The organism is Pseudomonas sp. NPDC089569 (genome assembly GCF_050280625.1).
GTDB lineage: Bacteria > Pseudomonadota > Gammaproteobacteria > Pseudomonadales > Pseudomonadaceae > Aquipseudomonas.
The window spans coordinates 150979-166533 of sequence record NZ_JBNNVQ010000001.1 but is presented as its reverse complement, the minus strand read 5'-3'; the positions used below and the strand labels follow the sequence as shown (position 1 = coordinate 166533).

Annotated in this window: 16 protein-coding genes; 4 read left to right on the top strand and 12 right to left on the bottom strand. The window is 60.7% G+C overall.

Annotated features, from left to right (window positions below):
- Position 1: 1 nt before the first annotated feature.
- Positions 2 to 724 carry a phosphatidylcholine synthase gene (gene pcsA / locus ACQKP2_RS00790; RefSeq protein ID WP_427573652.1) on the bottom strand — a complete coding sequence of 241 codons (723 nt, stop codon included), beginning with the start codon at positions 722 to 724 and terminating at the stop codon, positions 2 to 4.
- Between the two features lie 264 nt (positions 725 to 988).
- Between pcsA and ACQKP2_RS00785 the strand changes: the two genes are divergently transcribed.
- A complete protein-coding gene (locus tag ACQKP2_RS00785) occupies positions 989 to 1732 on the top strand; it encodes a tellurite resistance TerB family protein (RefSeq protein WP_427573589.1) in 744 nt (247 codons plus the stop codon).
- A 117-nt stretch (positions 1733 to 1849) separates the two neighbouring features.
- Here ACQKP2_RS00785 and ACQKP2_RS00780 read toward each other — a convergent pair whose 3' ends face one another.
- From ACQKP2_RS00780 to potE, 8 genes are all read right to left on the bottom strand, one after another.
- Positions 1850 to 2302: a cupin domain-containing protein gene (locus tag ACQKP2_RS00780; RefSeq protein ID WP_427573588.1), complete on the bottom strand. Its 453-nt coding sequence runs from the start codon at positions 2300 to 2302 to the stop codon at positions 1850 to 1852.
- Positions 2303 to 2525: 223 nt separating this feature from the next.
- Positions 2526 to 3200 (bottom strand): DUF3313 domain-containing protein, encoded by a 675-nt coding sequence (locus ACQKP2_RS00775; RefSeq protein WP_427573586.1) that lies wholly within the window; start codon positions 3198 to 3200, stop codon positions 2526 to 2528.
- A 46-nt stretch (positions 3201 to 3246) separates the two neighbouring features.
- Positions 3247 to 4515: an OmpP1/FadL family transporter gene (locus ACQKP2_RS00770; RefSeq protein WP_427573584.1), complete on the bottom strand. Its 1269-nt coding sequence runs from the start codon at positions 4513 to 4515 to the stop codon at positions 3247 to 3249.
- A gap of 180 nt (positions 4516 to 4695) precedes the next feature.
- Positions 4696 to 4974, bottom strand: a complete 279-nt coding sequence (locus ACQKP2_RS00765) for a DUF3303 domain-containing protein (RefSeq protein ID WP_427573650.1) — start codon at positions 4972 to 4974, stop codon at positions 4696 to 4698.
- 205 nt (positions 4975 to 5179) lie between these two features.
- The gene (locus ACQKP2_RS00760) at positions 5180 to 5719 is read right to left on the bottom strand and encodes a phosphohydrolase (RefSeq protein ID WP_427573582.1); all 540 of its coding nucleotides are present in this window, start codon (positions 5717 to 5719) and stop codon (positions 5180 to 5182) included.
- The gene (locus ACQKP2_RS00755) at positions 5719 to 6120 is read right to left on the bottom strand and encodes a hypothetical protein (protein ID WP_427573581.1); all 402 of its coding nucleotides are present in this window, start codon (positions 6118 to 6120) and stop codon (positions 5719 to 5721) included. The genes ACQKP2_RS00760 and ACQKP2_RS00755 overlap by 1 nt, the downstream gene beginning before the upstream one ends.
- A 337-nt stretch (positions 6121 to 6457) precedes the next feature.
- Positions 6458 to 8743: an Orn/Lys/Arg decarboxylase N-terminal domain-containing protein gene (locus ACQKP2_RS00750; RefSeq protein ID WP_427573579.1), complete on the bottom strand. Its 2286-nt coding sequence runs from the start codon at positions 8741 to 8743 to the stop codon at positions 6458 to 6460.
- Positions 8740 to 10149, bottom strand: a complete 1410-nt coding sequence (potE, locus tag ACQKP2_RS00745; RefSeq protein WP_427573578.1) for a putrescine-ornithine antiporter — start codon at positions 10147 to 10149, stop codon at positions 8740 to 8742. The genes ACQKP2_RS00750 and potE overlap by 4 nt, the downstream gene beginning before the upstream one ends.
- Before the next feature lie 184 nt (positions 10150 to 10333).
- On the opposite strand from potE, the gene ACQKP2_RS00740 reads away from it, so the two are divergent.
- The 3 genes from ACQKP2_RS00740 to ACQKP2_RS00730 all read left to right on the top strand — a co-directional run bounded on the left by ACQKP2_RS00740 (position 10334) and on the right by ACQKP2_RS00730 (position 11930).
- Positions 10334 to 10663 carry a hypothetical protein gene (locus ACQKP2_RS00740; protein WP_427573577.1) on the top strand — a complete coding sequence of 110 codons (330 nt, stop codon included), beginning with the start codon at positions 10334 to 10336 and terminating at the stop codon, positions 10661 to 10663.
- Between the two features lie 280 nt (positions 10664 to 10943).
- Positions 10944 to 11360, top strand: coding sequence for an organic hydroperoxide resistance protein (locus ACQKP2_RS00735; RefSeq protein ID WP_427573575.1), 417 nt, complete (start codon positions 10944 to 10946; stop codon positions 11358 to 11360).
- Positions 11361 to 11657: 297 nt separating this feature from the next.
- A complete protein-coding gene (locus tag ACQKP2_RS00730; RefSeq protein ID WP_427573574.1) occupies positions 11658 to 11930 on the top strand; it encodes a DUF2790 domain-containing protein in 273 nt (90 codons plus the stop codon).
- A gap of 54 nt (positions 11931 to 11984) precedes the next feature.
- Here the strand turns inward: ACQKP2_RS00730 and ACQKP2_RS00725 are convergent, their stop codons facing one another.
- The 3 genes from ACQKP2_RS00725 to ACQKP2_RS00715 all read right to left on the bottom strand — a co-directional run bounded on the left by ACQKP2_RS00725 (position 11985) and on the right by ACQKP2_RS00715 (position 15538).
- Entirely contained in the window at positions 11985 to 12932 is a 948-nt protein-coding gene (locus ACQKP2_RS00725) for a LysR family transcriptional regulator (protein WP_427573573.1), read from the bottom strand.
- A gap of 108 nt (positions 12933 to 13040) precedes the next feature.
- Positions 13041 to 13991, bottom strand: a complete 951-nt coding sequence (locus ACQKP2_RS00720) for an aldo/keto reductase (protein WP_427573572.1) — start codon at positions 13989 to 13991, stop codon at positions 13041 to 13043.
- 74 nt (positions 13992 to 14065) lie between these two features.
- On the bottom strand, positions 14066 to 15538 hold the full coding sequence (locus tag ACQKP2_RS00715) for an efflux transporter outer membrane subunit (RefSeq protein ID WP_427573570.1): 1473 nt from the start codon (positions 15536 to 15538) through the stop codon (positions 14066 to 14068).
- Positions 15539 to 15555: the final 17 nt, after the last annotated feature.

Sequence of the window (15555 nt, the reverse complement as noted above, 5' to 3'; positions counted from 1 at the left end):
GCTATCTGTGCCTCGCTTCGTCGAACCACTCCAGGGCGGTACGCCAGAAGCAGATCCCCAGAAAGTACGCCGACATCAGCAGCCAGAGCCCCATCACCAACGGGTTGATGACCGGGTGGTTGATCACCAGCGACAGGCTGCACAGCAACCAGATGGCGGTCACGGCAATATTGATCGGCATGAAGCGGCGTACGCGGAAGGGGTGCAGGAATTTCATCCGGGTCAGGGTCAGCAGCGCCAGGCCGATCACTGTTACAAAAGTGATCCACGGCGATGGCGCAATGATGTACAGGCACAGTGCAACCACGTTCCATGCGGCGGGGAAACCCTGGAAATAGTTGTCCTTGCTTTTCATGTTGACGTTGCAGAAACAGAACAGCGAGGACACCAGAATCAGCGACACGGTCAGCAATAGCGTGTAGTCCGGCAACGGGACATAGCGATAAATGAACAGCGCTGGAATGAACACGTAGGTCAGGTAGTCGATGACCAGATCGAGGATCGAGCCGTCGAAGCTCGGCAGCACCGATTGCACGTTGACCTTGCGCGCCAGCGCACCGTCCAGCCCGTCGACGATCAGGGCCACGCCCAGCCACAGCAGGCACGTGGTCGGCTGGTTATCGAGCAGGGCGAGCGTCGCCAGGAAGGCCGTGACCACGCCGGTCGCGGTAAATCCATGGGCTCCCCATGCCTTGAGCCTGGCGATGTGTAGCGTCGATATCATCACGGGAGCATTCTCCGGAAAATGAAGCTGCCAGTCATCGCCTTCGGCATCGAGGGCGCCGACAGGCCGGGTCGGGTTGCAGGTATCGACCGGGTCTGCGGGAAGAAGGTTCACCACCTAACAATCTTAGCTGCGTCGCAGCAAAAGACTGCGCAAATATCGGTGTCTTCGCGTACCGGCATGTCGGCCAAACGGTGGTAGCACAATTGCAGGCGAGGACTATCGTTGTCTGACCGGATCATTCCCTTGGAGGAGGACGTCGTCATGAACACCAGCGATCTGCTCGAACAATTACTGCGGGCCGGCCAAGGCTCGATGTCGCAACAGGGCGGCGCGGGGATGTCGTCTCAAGGCGGCCTGGGCGATCTGGGCGGATTGCTCGGCGGCCTGTTGGGCGGGGGTGGCGGTTCCAGCGCAGGCTCGGGGGCAATGGGAGGGCTGGGCGGTTTGCTTGGTGGCTTGCTGGGCGGTGGCTCCTCGATGGGCGGCATGCCGCAGGGCCGTTCCGGCGGCGCCAACTATGCCGCACTGGCATCGCTGGGGATGATGGCGTTCCAGGCGTATCAGGCCTGGCAAAGCAGTCAGGCTGCCCAGCAACAGTCGGCGCCACGGCAGGCGGTGCGCACGGTGGACATGCTCGCCGGCCCCGAGGTCGAGGAGCACAGCCATGCGATCCTGCGTGCACTGATCGCGGCGGCCAAGGCCGATGGCCGGATCGACGACGCCGAGAAACAGATGATCAGCGCTGAAATTGGCCGCCATACCGATGATCCGCAATTGCAGCAGTGGCTCGATGATGAAGTCGCCAAACCGCTGGACCCCGCCGAGGTGGCGCAGTCGGCGACCGACTCAGGGATGGCCGCCGAAATGTACCTGGCCAGTCTGATGGTGGTGGGCGATCAGCAGGGTGACGAACGCAATTACCTGGACGAACTGGCGGCGGCGTTGAATATCGATCCCGATTTGCAAGTGCACCTGGAGCAACAGGCCAGGGGCGGTGCTGTTTGAGCGCGTAGCCCAGACATTCAGTGTCCGGTCTTGCGCTATCGCGAGCAGGGCTTGCTCCCGCATCGAAACCATTTCCCTTGTGGGAGCGAGCCCTGCTCGCGAAAAACGATAACGCGGTCAACCGGTTGATGTACCGTCCGGCTTCGGTATCAGGAACGTCACGTCATAACGCTCGGCCACCTCGAATATCCGCGTCAGGTCCTGCGGTACCTTGAGTTGATCCATCGCGGTAAAGAACTGGCCACCACGCGGATCGGAAACCACACCGATCATCTTCGCGGTGCTGCTGACGTTTTTGTAGGCATGCACGGTCCCGGCCGGAATGTGCACGTATCCCCCGGCCGATACGGTGGTGGATTTGCCTTCGACGGTCACTTCGACCTGGCCGTCGATCACATAGAACGCCTCGTCCCAGGGGTGAAAGTGCGGGGGTGGGCCGCCACCTTGCACGCCTTCCTGAATATGCATTTCGAAAGGCTTGCTCAAGTCGCCTCCGGCAAGGACCGTGATTGCCTCGCCAACGACGTTGACCGGCGGTGCAGGCGCCTTAAGGACGTGAATCGTGCGCATGACGGATCTCCGCGAATAAAGCAGCACCGGCAAATTGTAAGCCTTTGAGCGTCCACTGAATGGCACAGCCCGGGCCGTCTGTCCGGGGCGGCCCATGCCAATGGAATTGAAGAAGACCCGACAGACGAACACCGCCGAGATGCGGCGGCGGATGGTATGAAATAGAGCGTGTTTTTCATGACAGCCTGCGCCATGTGCGCAGGCTGTCATAGGGCTTTGGCCCTTACTTGATGAACGTCTGGAGGTCAGAGTTCAGTTTGTCGATCGCCGCCTTGAAGTCCTGCGCGGTGACTTTCTGGCTTTCGTTCGACAGTTGCTTGCCGAACACCTTGCGCACAACCCTGGCCACGGTCTGGTTGTTTTTCGCGTCGATGAATTCGGCCTCGATATACAGTTCGGTGTCCTGATCCCGATGCCCGGTGGCAGCCTGGGTGGCCCCGACGACAGCGGCGATGGGCACCACTTCATACCACTTCATGCCTTCGTTCGAGGCGCTCACACCCGTGATGGCCGCGCGCATGATCAAGGTTTTCGCACCGGCCGGCGCCGCGCTCGGGCTGGAAACCACCCGGTACTTCTGTCCCAGCGTCGTTTTCGCCCGGTTGGTCATGTAGTTCTGGATGTCATTGAGCGTCTGCTGGTTGACCCGCTCGTTGGGTTTGGGTGCCGGATAGAGTTCAAGCTTGTTGAACGCCACCGTGTCATACGCATTGGGGTTCCACGACGGGCTCACCCAGCGCATCGCGGTACCGCCGCTGGGCGTGGTGACTTCCTGCAGGTTGTTGTAGTTGGACAGATAGCCGGAGTATTGCTCCTTCTCGGTCACTTTGGAGGTGCATCCGCCGAGCAGGAGCCCGGTCAATGCGGCGCCGATGAGCAAGTTTCGGGACAGGTTCATAGTGCTGTGTGCTCCTTGGATAAAATCATTGTTTCGTCGGCAGGTTTCAGAAGCGCCATGTCATGTTTCCGGTCAGTGCTTGAATCCAGGCATTGTCGAACTGACCGCTGATTCGATTGCCCGAGGTGGATTTGGTCTGGTCGACCGGCATGTCGCCAAGCCAGACCATGGCCCAACTGACGTTGACGTCGGTGTCCTTGTTCAGAGCATAGGTGGCGCCTGTCGCAATGCGCCAGGATTCACCCATCGGAATGAGAACGCTGCGATTTTTGTCCGTGACGGCACTGCTGTCGTAGGCCATGCCGAAATTCCACAGCAGTTGTTTGGTGGCCTGGTATTGCGCGCCAAGGGACAGATGCCAGGTGTCCTTGAAGCCGGCGTCGACCGATTTCGATTGCGCACCCAATGCGGTGGTGTCGACCTGAACACCGATTTGCCCGAACTCCGACCAGTCCTGCCAGTTGGCCGATGCCAACAAGGCCCATTGCGGGTCCAGTTGCTGGAACAGGCTCAAGGTGAGGGTTTGCGGCACCGTCGTGTCGAGCTTGGTTTTAGTGCCATTGAGGCGGTCCAGCAACGGGCCGTCGCCCTTGACGCTCAGGTTATCTTCAAAGTTCAGATCGACTTTGCTGGTATAGGTCAGGCCGATACGCGTCCCGGGCTGGGGTGCATAGATCACCCCGACGTTGGCGCCCCAGCCCCAGGCGCCGTCCTCGTACTTGTATTGGCCGTCACCGCGGTCGGCCAGGCCAAAGGGTGAGCGGTCGATGGCGGTTTGCGCTTGCAGCATGCCGTACATGGCCTTGACGCCCAGGCCCACCGACCATTGCTCGTTGAAGCGATAAGCCACGCTGGGCACCAGGGACAAACCGAGCAGGCTGGAGTTTTGTGAGAAGTAGCGCCCCGACCAGTCGTTGTCGTAATTGACCGCCAGACCGAAGTCGCCGTACTGGCCGAAACCTACGCTCCAGTGATCGTCCAGTTCATGGGTGATGAAAAAGCTGCCGCCGGGGATCGGGTCCAGGGCATTGCCGGCACCGGTGCCCGACACATTGGTATCGTCGTCGCGATCGAACTTGAGGTTGCCGTAGAGTACTTGCAAACCGGCGGTGATCTGTGTGCCCGACAGGTAACTCATGCCCGCCGGATTGCTGGCAATCGTCGAGGGACCCTGGGCCCGGGCCGCGGCACCGGCGTTGGCGAGGCCGGCGTTATCGGTGCCGATTTCATAGAGCATGATGCCGCCTGCAAAGGCCTGCTGACAGCACAGGGTGAGCAAGGTAGCGGCGGGCAAGACAGACAGTTTTGGCGACATGACGTTACTCCCCCCGAGGGTGCATCAAATTCGTTGTCTCCCGGGAGAAGAGCGTAGGTTTTAATCACCAAAAAGCCAGAAACTGCCCCATAACCTGCGCAATTGCTTCAATGGTGAAGGGCAATCGGCCCTTGCAGCGTGAGAAAAGACGGCGAGCGGGGCCCGCCGTCTTGTGGCGGATTATCTGCCGGCAGCACCTGCCAGCAGCGGTGCCATCTGTTCGTCGGTCAATGCCGCGTGGACCTCCATGTTCATGAGATCGCTCCACTCCAGCACCCATTTCTGGATCGGTATCACATCACTGGCCTCGGCAATGCCGAAACCCGCCGAGCCACCGACAGCGTGCCAGCGTCCCTTCATCGTGACGCCCGCGGGTGGCGCTCCCTTTGTCTTGAGAAAACGCTCGATTGCAGCGTTGCGGTTATCCGGGCTGATCGACCAACTGACGATGAATAACATCGGCCACCTCCTGTTGCTCATTGGCGCCCGATTTTCCAGGCGTGCCTGGCTGGCACCGGGGCCAGGCTCGCGCACGGTTTCCAGTTCGGTCCCTTCTGGCATGCAGCGACAACTCCCAAGTGAAGGCATAGCAGCATGCTGCACGGCCTGTACGACCGCTGATCCTCTTGCCAGGGGTTTTGGCGATGGTCGGTGCTTGCCTGTTTCACCACCGAAACATGGGCAGGGGACGCAGTGGGGAGCGGATCAATTGCCGCATGGAAAGCCGGATCAACATCGCGTGAAAGCCGTGATCGGGAAAGCTCGATTGCACGGCCTTGATGAATGTTCCCGACAGGCCGAAACGCACCAGTCCCAGGGATACATCGACCAGATCGGCTTGCCTGAACGGCTCGACGGTTGCCGCGTACATGGATCGGTAAGGTCGCACCTTGTGGTGTTCCAGAATCAGGGCAGTGACTTCGTCCTTCAGGTCCTGGCGGTGCCGCGTGTCCAGATAATCCGCGGCCAGACTGATCGAAGGTGGCAGGTAGTCGAGGGTGTTGTCGGTCCAGATGCCCAGGTCATGAAACCCCGCCGCGATCTGTACGGCTTCATCGGGCAGGGTTTGGCTGCCGCGCAGTGCGCAGTAGAAATTGAGCACCCGATAGATGTGATTGCGGTAACCCTGCAGATCGTTGCCGATGGCCAGCGCGAACGAAGTGAGTATTTCGTCGGTGACGGGGAATTCCAGAAGTGGGCTCATCATGCATCACGCAGCAGGTCGTTGGCGTTGAGCACGTCGTAGAGAATTTCCGGGCGCTTTTCCATGGCACGGCGGATGGCAGCCGGGATCGATGCACGGGTTTTGCGGCACAGTCCCGGCAGTTCGCCGACCTGGATACCAATGCCGCGCAGGGTCCGCACTTCGTTGAAGCCAGGCGCTATGTCGACGCGGATGCCCAGTTGCTCGAACATCCGCCGCTGCAGGTGCTCAAGGTCCTTGAAGCTGGAAAGGTTCTCCAGGCGTTCGATCAGGCGCTTTTCTTCCGCACGGGTCAGAAACAGGATGCGCACGTCCGCCCCCGGTGTTTCCAGCAACGGGTCGCGCCCGCAATCGCAGGCACCGGGCGGGCAGGGTTGGCGGATCGGCGCAGAGTGGGTCATGGTGTTCAATCATAGAGCGTGGTGGTTGGGTTTGCCCATAGGTGATTCATTGGCCATTGGACCTGCTCCAGGCGGCCATCCGACGATGGCGGCCTGACAGCCGATTTGATTTTCGCGGGTTTACTCATACCACTGTAGGAGCCAGGCTTGCCGGCGAAGGCGATCTCAGGTACGCCTTCGCCGGCAAGCCTGGCTCCTACAACGTAGTTCTGCGCCCAAAAATGTGGGAGCTGGCTTGCCAGCGATGGCGACCAGACAGCCAACCCGATTTTGCGGCTGTTCCCCATCCCAATGTGTGAGCAAGCAATCCCGCCCACACAGGCTTGCTCTTGAACCTCTATTTGATGACCAGCAATCGATAGACCCCGCCCTCGGCTTCGATGCCATGGGTGTCATGGGTAAAGCCCGGAAAGGATTTGTCGAACGCTTCCAAAGCTTTGAGGTAGGCCAGGAAGGGCCCGTGCGCAGGTCCTGCGTTTTCCCCCGGCATCAACAAGGGAATGCCAGGCGGATAGGGCACGATGCCCGTGGCGACGACGCGTCCGGCGGCTTGATCGAGCGTCACCCGTTCGATGTCGTTGCGCACCAGTTTTTCGTAGGCCTGCACCGGACTGAGTACGGCTGTGGGGAGCAGGCCGAATGCCTGGGCCATGGTGGCGGTGGTCTTGTGTGTCTTCATTGCGGCGAAGATGTCGTCCGCCAGGTTCTTGAGGCCCATGCCGGCGTACCGTGCCTGGTTGGCGGCCAGCAGGTCCGGCAGGCACAGCTCCAGTTCGAGGTTGGCGTCATAGTCGCGCTTGAAGTCGAGCAGGGCGTTGACCAGCGTGCCCCATTTGCCTTTGGTGATGCCGATGGAGAACAGGAACAGGAGGGTGAAGTCCGTGGTTTTCTCGACGACGATGCCCTGACGGCCCAGGTACGCCGACAGCACGCACGCCGGGATGCCCGAGTCCAGCAGGTTGCCGTCGTCGCCCATACCGGGGCTGAGCACCGAGACCTTGATCGGGTCCAGCATGCAGTAGCCGTCCTCGATGTCGCCGAAGCCGTGCCAGACCTCGTTCGGGTGCAGGACCCAGCAGTTCGGCTCGGTCTTGAGCCGCACCGGGTCCACTTCGTGGAAGGGGACCTGGGCATTGTCCACGTGCACGGTCGGTGGCTGCCAGCAGGTGAAGAACCAGTCGCCGTTGCTCTGCATCTGGTGGTGCATGCGCGAGATGACCTGGCGGAAGGACACCGCTTCTTCGATGGATTCGCCGGTGAGAATCTGCCCGCTGGGGGCTTCCATCATGGCCGAGCTGACATCGCAGGAGGCCATGATTGCGTAATTGGGCGAGGTCGAGGCGTGCATCATGAACGACTCGTTGAATCGTGCATGATCGATCGGGTTGCGACCATTGCGTACGTGAATCATCGAGGCCTGGGACAGCGCCGCCAGCAACTTGTGGGTCGATTGCGTGGCGAACACGGTCGGCCTGGAATCATCATGCTCGTCCGGGCTGCCATGCATGGCGAAGCGCTCGCGATACAAGGGGTTGAAGCGCGCATAACCGTACCAGGCTTCATCGAAATGCAGACGGTCGACGCTCTGGCCGAGCAACTGCTCGACACGGGTGACGTTGTAGGTCAGGCCATCGTAGGTGGAGTTGGTAATGATGGCGTGGACCGGCGTTGGATCGATGTCGGGCGTGACCAGCGGGTTGTTGGCGATGGCTGTTTTCACCGCTTCGCTGGCCAGGGTCTGCGGCAGGATGGGGCCGATGATGCCGTAGCGGTTGCGTGTCGGCACCAGATAGGTGGGGATGGCGCCGGACAGGGTCATCGAGTGTTCCGCCGATTTGTGGCAATTGCGGTCGCACAGGGCGATCTGGTTGCGCGTGACACTGGCCATCAGGATGACGCGGTTGGAGGTCGACGAACCGTTGGTGACGTAATAGGTGCGATGTGCGCCGAAGATCCTGGCGGCATACCGTTCGCCCTGACCGATAGGACCGCTGTGATCGAGCAACGAGCCCAGCTCGCCGACGGAAATCGACAGGTCCGAACGCAGCAGGTTTTCGCCGAAGAACTCATAGAACGCGCGCCCGGCGGTGCTCTTCAAGAATGCAGTGCCACCGGCATGGCCGGGGGTGTGCCAGGAGTATTCATAGGTGCGTGAGAACTTCAGCAGTGCACCGAACATGGGTGGAAGGGCAGCCTGGCGATAACGCTCGATGGCCGCCAGGATACGTCCACTGAGGAAGCGGCTGGTGTCTTCGGGCAGCCAGATGAAGTCGTCTGCGTGCTGCATGACCGACAGCGGAATGCTCGACACGGTGCTGCGGTCACTGATCAGGAACACCGGTACGCGCGTGTTGCGTTCGCGCAGGCTGGTCAGCAGTTTCAGGCATTGCTGGTGGCCTTCGCTGGTGTCCATTTCCCAACTGAGCAACACACATTGAATGGCCGGGTCGGCGCGCAGGATCGAGTTGGCGTCACTGAGGCTGTCCGAGGCCAGGACCCGAATGGCACGCTCTTCCACATCGCTGATCAACTGGTTCAGGGCACGACCGAAAACGCTGCGATTGTCGGGTGAGTCGCAGACCAGCAGCGCCAGCTTGCCGAGGGTTTGACTGTGTTCCGTCATGCCTGGATCTCCCTTTTTACGTAACGCACTTTATGGGCCGGGACCGGCTCGGCAGTGAGGTGCTGCGCGTTGACGGTCTGCGTCGGTACGCTGTTATTGAGGGCTTCGAGACGAATCAGGCGGTTGTTGACGAAACCGAATACCGTGAAGCCGAAAATCGTCGCCAGGCCGCCGAGCATCAGCGCCTGCTCGCCGGAGCTGAACAGCGCCAGATAGCTGTAGGCCGCCGCCACCCAGGCGACGATGTTGGTCATCAGCGCCTTGGCGGGCGGCACACTGGAGACCTTCTGCAGCGTCATCAGGGCTGCCATGGACAGGATGTACGGCACCAGGTTGGTGACCACCGCCAGGTTGACCAGGATGTCGAATTGCTTGCTCAGGTCCGGACTGATGGTCAGCAAGGCCAGTGCGGTCTGTGCGGCCAGCAACACCAGCATGCCCACAATGGGTGTACCGGCCTTGTTGGTGATGGCGAAGACCGACAGGAAATAACCGGTATCCGCCGAGCTTTTGTACACCTGGGCGATGGTGAACTGCCAACCCAGCAATGAGCCGATGCAGGCCAGTACCATCAGGCCCATCACGATGTCACCGATCAGCGGGGTGAACATCTTGGCGAAGACCAGCCCGAATGGCGCGGTGGAAGCCGCCAGCTCGGGATTGTCGACGATGCCGGCAATGACGTTGGTGGACACGATGTAGATCACGGCCGCGCCAAGGGTGCCGCCCAGCACGGCGATGGGCACGTTCTTTTCGGGGTTTTCCACGGCATCGGTGTTGGCGCAGGCCGACTCCAGACCCAGGAACGCCCACAGGGTAATGGCGACCGACGCGTTCGCCGCTTCGAACCAGCCCCTGCCATGGGGGTTCCAGCCGGCGGCATAGATGCTGCTGTCGAACCAGAACCAGCCAACGGTCGACACCAGCACCACCGGTGCAATCACACCCCAGACCGTGACCGCGCCGATCCGGCCGGTAATGCGTGCGCCACCGAAGTTGGCGAAGGTGGTCAGCCACAACAGCGCAATGGTCGCGAGCCCCACCTGTATTGAATCCAGGTGAATGTGAAACAACTCCTGGGTGTAGCCCACCGCCGTAATGCTGATCGCCACGTTGGCAATCAACAGCGACAGGCCATAGGTGTAGTTGGTCAGGTAGTTGCCGGCCTTGCCGAAGGTGTATTCGGCATAACCGCCCATGCCGCCGGTTTTGCGGCTGAGCATGCCGCAACGGGCAAAGGCATAGGCCAGTGCCAGCGAGCCGGTGGCGGTCACCAGCCAGGACAGAATGGAAATGGCGCCCACTTCGGCCAGTTTCGACGGCAACAACACAATGCCCGAGCCCAACATGTTGACGGCGGTCAGCATGGTCAGTTGTCCAACGCTCATCTTTTTCGCGACGGCCATGGGTTTGCCTCACTGTGTGGCACAAGTGAGGGTTAGCTATAGCAAAGGATTGTCATGCCGCAAGCCAAGGCCTCCCGTTCGCCTGCCGGGGCGGGGTTTTGCAATCAAGGCATTATGCTGGCCCCCGGACGTCTCGCCTGTCGCCAGAATCGCTTGAATTTCAGTCGGTTAGGTGAAGTGAAAAATGCGTAATGTTTGGGTCGCGCTGGCCTCGCTCAGCGTTGCAGGCCTTGCAGTTACTGCCCAGGCCAGGGAACTGATGCCCAATGATCGTTACATGTGCAGTTGGGGCGCGGGGACGGCGGCAAGGGCACAGGAGCTCAAGTTGTCCGGCGTTTCACTGTATGCCGCGCGACAGAAAATCCAGGCCTACAAGTTTTCCAAGCCATGGATGCGCATGATGGCAATGGGGATTACCGAGCAGACCTACGACAGCCCCACGCGATTCAAGCCTGAGGCTGTTCGCGAGAGTTTTTACAACGACTGTGTGAAGTACAAGCTGGCGCGCAAGTAAGGGGCGACGCCATCGCGGGCAAGCCCGCTCCCACAGTGACCGCGTTGAACGCAAATCACGCGAACGCCATTGAACCCGTGGGAGCGGGCTTGCCCGCGATGGCGGCAGCGAAATCAATGCAGTGACCTTTGTCGGGATCGGGCACCTTGTCGTGCCACGCCGTCTATAGTGATAACCCGGTCCGGCAGCCGCTATCGGTTGGTCCCTGCCGGGACGCGAACGACAGTTAAAAGCTGATTCACCTGAATTTTGTGAACCCCATTTCAATCAGGAGATCATCATGACCCAGCTCGATAAAGTTCTGTACACCGCCAAGACGCACACCACCGGCGGCCGGGATGGCGCTTCGCGCAGCTCCGACGGCATTCTGGACATCAAGTTGTCGTCCCCCGGCGCGGGCGGTGGTGGCACCAATCCGGAACAACTGTTCGCTGCTGGCTGGTCCGCCTGCTTCATCGGCGCGATGGGCGTGGCGGCCAAGGAAATGAAGGTTGCACTGCCCAAGGATGTGGCCGTCGACACCGAAGTCGACCTGGGCACCAATGAAGGTGGCTATCTGCTGCAGGCGCGACTCAACGTGAGCCTGCCGGGACTGGATCGCGAAACTGCACAGAAACTGGTGGAAACCGGGCACAAGTACTGCCCGTACTCCAAGGCAACGCGCAATAACATCAATGTTGTGGTCAAGCTCGTTTGAACTGAAGAAAGTCCTGTCACGCACAGGAGCTAGGTCGCTCCGCGCGGCGCACCGACGATGTTTTCGAATGCGCCGCGTTCCTGCCGTGACAGCGCGTTATCGTTGACGGCCATCGTCGGAACGCCGCCCGGAGCAGGCTCGCTCCCACAGTATTCATATGCATTTCGTTAACAGTGTTTGTCCATCCGGACGATTTTTCGCGCCGGACCAAACACCTAGCATCGTCTCTACCGAACGAACCAAAGCCATTGGTTTGCGAGGTGCAAACAAGCCACCTTGAACGAGACGGTGAACCCCATGAAGATTTCGACAATCGCGATTTTCCTTGCACTCGGTTGTATCGGCACCCAGGCCCTTGCCGAAGAAAGCCATGCAAAGACACAGGCCAACAAGCCGCCCATCGAAACCTATCGCTATGGTTCGGAACTGGACATCAAGAAAGTCATTTCCGTGACGGATGTTCCGCCAGAGTGCGGTCCGGTGTCGGCGCAGATGACCTATGAAGATTCGCAGGGTCAACGGCATACCCTGCAGTATCAGGTATTGGGCACCGGTTGCTCGAACGGTTGAACACTGTGCCGAAGGTGGAGGGTCGACACTCCAACCGGGCGGCACAGAAGGCGTCTAAAGGCCGTTGATGTTCCTTGATGAACCGGCCATTTTTTCATCGCTGGCCAACAACCCGGGAATGCAGTCCTTGAGAAACTCCACCCAGGTTTTTATTTTCGCATCGACGAATTTTCGCGAAGGGTAGATGGCAAACAGGTTCAGCTCTTCGAAATGGTACTGCGGCAATACCCGCACCAGCGTTCCGGCCTTGAGGCCTGCAACGGCGGACGCAATCGGCTGAATGCCGATCCCCATGCCCTGTGTAATGGCGACGGTCATGGCATCGGCGGTATTGACGTGGAAGGGCGACACCGGCGTGTTGACGGTCTCCATGCCCTGCGGCCCTTCGAACACCCAGCTTTCCACCGGCATGACCGTGTTCACGAGCCTGAGGCAATCATGTGTACTCAGGTCGCCCGGCGTGTCCGGCGTTCCGCGTCGCTGCAAGTACGTCGGCGAGGCACAGAGAATGCTGTAGGTGATGCCGAGTCGCTGGGCGACAAACCCGGAGTCGGGCAGGTCCCGCGCCAGCACGATCGACATGTCAAAGCCTTCCTCCAGCAAATCGGGCAGTCGGTTGGTCAGGGTCAGATCGAACATGACTGACGGATGAGTCTCGCGGTATTTGGCAATGGCGTCGATCACGTAATGATTGCCAATGGCCGACATCGCGTGGATCTTCAGACGCCCCACCGGCGTGATCTGGGCGGTGCCTGCTTCCTGTTCCGCTTCGCGCACCTCTTGCAGAATCTTCTCGCAGCGTTGCAAGTAGCGCACGCCAGCCTCGGTCAGGGCCAGGCGCCTTGTCGTACGGTTGATCAGACGGGTCTGCAACCGCGTTTCCAGGCTCGATATCGCCTTGGACACATTGGTCGTGGTGGTCTCCAGCAGCCCGGCTGCCGCCGTGAAACTGCCGCTTTGGGCCACCGCCGTGAAAAACCGCATGGTCTGGAAAACGTCCATCGTTTTCACCTCAAGGGACACGTCAAACATGACAGGAGTGGCCCGGGGACTGAGCGGCCGACTCCGAAAAAGGAGCGGCGCCATGGCGGGCCGCTCCGGTGACGAGGTTCAGATCTTGCGCGGGATAAAGCCGGGAACCCCGGTTTCGACCACCGAGTTGAAGCGTATCCGGGTCGTGATGTCTTGCCGGATTTCCTGCATGGCCCGATGGGGCAGGGTCGAAATGTCGATGTTTTCGCGGATGTGGCTCAGTGTCGCCGACGTGGTCAGGAACGCCACGCCGCGTTGTACCGCCCAGGCCAGCGCCACCTGCGCCGGGGTCTTTTGCAAGCGCCGGGCGATGCCAGTGATCACCGGTTCCTCCAGCACGTTGGGTTCCATGCCATGCCCGAGCGGGGCGAAGGCCAGAACGACGATGCCGTGCTGTTGGCAAAATTCGAGCAGTTCCCACTCCGGCAGGTAAGGGTGGGACTCGACCTGCACAACCGCCGGTTTGATCCGCGCCACGGCGACAATCTCTTTCAATGCCTCCAGGGTGATATCGGACAAGCCGATGGACTTGCAGCGGCCTGCATCCACCAGACCTTCGAGCGCCCGCCAGGTGTCGATCAGCGTCACGCCCGAGTCATAACGCACATGGCCGAAAACATCCCTGGGGTCCTGATCGTCACCGGGTTCGAAGGCAAAGGGCGTGTGGATCAGATAACAATCGATGTAATCGACCTGAAGCCGGCGGCAACTGGCTTCGAAGGCCGGTAAAACGCGCTCGGGGCGATGGTTGGTGTTCCACAGTTTGGTGGTGATGAACAGCTCTTCGCGGCGTGCGTTGCCCGCGTCCATGAACGCTTGCAGGGCAACGCCGACGGCTTCTTCGTTGCGATAGCGTTCGGCGCAATCGAAATGGCGGAAGCCGGTTTCCAGCGCCAGGGTGATCGCCTGGGTGGTCACGCTCAGGTCCTTGAACAGGGTGCCGAAGCCAACGGCGGGCATCTGTCCGGAACCGTTGTTCAGCGGAAATTTCGTTTCGCGAAGTTCGTCGTGAAAGGCTTCGTATGACATGTATTGGCTCCACTCTGCGGGGCCACTGACGCGGGTGCGCAAGTGGCCATTGGCTGATCAGGTACTGAAAAAAATTATTGATAGGCGGTGTTGCGGGTTTCGCTGCTGGCCAGGCGTTGCTCGAACACACCGGCACTGTTGCCGCCCAGGGCCACGAACAACTGCACCGTGTCCAGATACTGCGCAGTCTTCACGCGGATGTTGCCGAGCAAGGCTTGCTCGTAGGCGCGTTCGGCCTCCAGTACCTGGAGGATGCTGTTCTCGCCCTGGGCATAGGCTTGCTGGTTCAGGTGAAAGCTGGTTTCGGCGGCACGCAGCGCGTCGTCCTGCGCACGATGTTCTTCGGCGTCATGGTTGATGGCCTGCAGCGTGTCGGCGACCTGGCCGAACGAACTGATGACGGTCTGCTGGTAACCGGCGAGCGTTGCGTTGTAACCCTCGACAGCCGCCTGGCGTTCGGCCTTGAGGGTGCCGCCGTTGAAAATGGGGCCGGCGATTCCCGCCGCGAAGCCCCACAGCGCCGCGCCACCATTGCCCGATGCCGCCTGGGCCAGGGAGGCCGACAGCGTCACGCGCGGGTAGAGATTGGCGGTCGCCACGCCCACGGCGGCGCTGGCGATGTGCAGCTGCGCTTCGGCCTGGCGCACGTCCGGACGATCATGGGCCAATTCGGAGGGCAGGCTGACAGGTACGTTGGCCGGCAAGGTGAACTCGGCCAGGTCGAAGTCCGGCGCGGTCCAGTCGCCGGGGCCCTTGCCCGTCAGGATCGACAGCGCATGGCGGGCCGCATCGCGCTGCTGAGCCAGGGGCGGCAACAGCGTGCGGTCCTGGGCCAGGCGTGTCTCGGCCAGGGAAACATCGATCTGTGTGGTAGTGCCGTTGAGGTGCGCCGCGCGTACCAGTTCGAGGTTTTTCGCGTCGTTGGCCAACAGTTTTTCCACGGCCTGCATCTGCGCGTTCGCCGAGGCCACCAGCAAGGCCTGGCTGGCAACGTTGCCGGTCAGGGTCAGGTACGCCGCTTCGTAACGGTGTTTTTGCAGATCGCTGAAGGCTTGTTGCTCTTCGATCTGGCGCTTGTTGCCACCGAACACGTCCAGGTCGAAACCGACCCGTGGGCCGATCGCATAGAAGTTGTTGACGGAAGGCTCCTTGGCGTTGTGGACCCGTTCGCGGCCGGCAGTGGCGCCGAAGTCCACCTGCGGGTACAGCGCACCTTGCGCCGCGGCCACGGACGAGGCCGCCTGGCGAATGGTCGCGTCGGCGGCGATCAGTTCAAGGTTGCCGTCGATGGCGCGGTGCATGAGCTGGTCGAGTTTGGGCGAGCGCAAGCTTGACCACCATTGACCGCTGACTTTGCTGCCGAGCGTAATGCGCTGCTCGCTGCCCTGGCCAAGGCGCTGCTCGGCCTGTGGGTCGTAATGTTGTGACGCGCTCGCCGCCGGGGACTGGAAGTCGGGACCGACGGTGCAGGCGGAAAGAAACACCAGTACCGACAATGCGCTGAGTTTGGCTGTAATAGGCGTTTGGAAACGTTGACTGGATTTCATTTGGCAGACTCCACGAA